General features: G+C 57.2%; 1 protein-coding gene. It reads left to right on the forward strand.

The window, feature by feature from the left end; translation table 11 throughout:
* The coding region (locus J3481_RS14360; RefSeq protein ID WP_206832796.1) for an IS256 family transposase at positions 1–832 on the forward strand (832 nt) is incomplete at both ends.

Raw genomic sequence — 832 nt, forward strand, 5'->3', positions numbered from 1 at the left:
GAGTTCGATCCCATCGTGGTCCAGAAGCGGCAGAAGCGCATGCCAAGCATCGAGGAGCAGGTCATCGCTTTGTACGCTCGAGGCTTCAGTACCCGGGATATTCAGGACCATCTTCATCAGATATACGGCGTCGAGATCTCGCCAACGCTCGTCTCGAACCTCACGGATCGGCTCTTGCCTCGAATTCAGGAGTGGCAAAATCGGCCCCTGCATCCCGTCTACGCGGTCGTCTTCCTGGATGCCATTCACTACAAGGTGCGCGAAGAGGGCCATGTGGTGAACAAAGCGGCTTACATGGTGATTGGCGTCGACTTGGAGGGACGCAAGGATGTGTTGGGCATCTGGATCGGCCAGAGTGAGTCCTCGAAGTTCTGGCTGGGCGTGTTGAATGACCTGAAGGCGCGCGGGGTGCAGGATGTGCTGGTGTTCTCGACGGACAACCTGAAAGGCTTCAGCGAAGCCATCGCGGCTTGCTTCCCGCGCTCCGACATCCAGAAGTGCATTGTCCACCAAATTCGGAACTCGCTTCGTTATGTGTCGTACAAAGACCTCAAGGCCGTTTCCGCCGCACTGAAGCCGATTTACCAGGCGCCGACCGAAGAAGCGGCTTGGATGGAGCTTGAGAAGTTCGAGCAGACCTGGGGTGCGCGCTATCCGCTGTGCGTGAAGTCGTGGCGGGACAACTGGTCGGAGCTGGCGACGTTCTACCGATACCCGGTCGAGATGCGGCGCATCATGTATACCACAAATCTCATCGAGGGCTATCACAGGCAATTACGCAAGGCCACAAAGGGCAAAAGCATGTTCCCCAACGATGAGTCGCTGCTGAAGA

Source organism: Alicyclobacillus fructus (genome assembly GCF_017329605.1).
Classification (GTDB): domain Bacteria; phylum Bacillota; class Bacilli; order Alicyclobacillales; family Alicyclobacillaceae; genus Alicyclobacillus; species Alicyclobacillus fructus.